Here is a 297-nt window from a genome sequence, read left to right on the forward strand (position 1 = left end):
AACCACCATCGTTGAGAACACTGCCGAGAAAGGCACCGTCGCCGCCAACTTCAGCACCACCGACGAAGAAGGTGACGTGGTCACTGTTGGCTTCAAGCCGGGCAGCAATGGCGATGGCTACTACGCCATCGACGGCAACACCGTGGTGCTGACCGACAAAGGCGCTGCCTTCGTCAACGCCGGCAACCCGCTACCGCAGATCGACCTGGTGGCCACCGACGGCACCACGCCGGTTCCGGGCAGTGCCACGCCGACCGTGACCTTGGTCAACGACGCACCGACCCTGGCGATCACCCC

1 protein-coding gene is annotated in these 297 nt (G+C 64.3%); it reads left to right on the plus strand.

Features of this window, described 5'->3' with window-relative positions:
* A partial coding sequence (locus tag OGL93_RS22175) for a hypothetical protein (protein ID WP_263265172.1) occupies window positions 1-297 on the plus strand: 297 nt, incomplete at both ends.

The sequence above is a fragment of the Pseudomonas sp. RIT-PI-S genome (assembly GCF_025642975.1).
In the GTDB taxonomy this organism is placed as follows: domain Bacteria; phylum Pseudomonadota; class Gammaproteobacteria; order Pseudomonadales; family Pseudomonadaceae; genus Aquipseudomonas.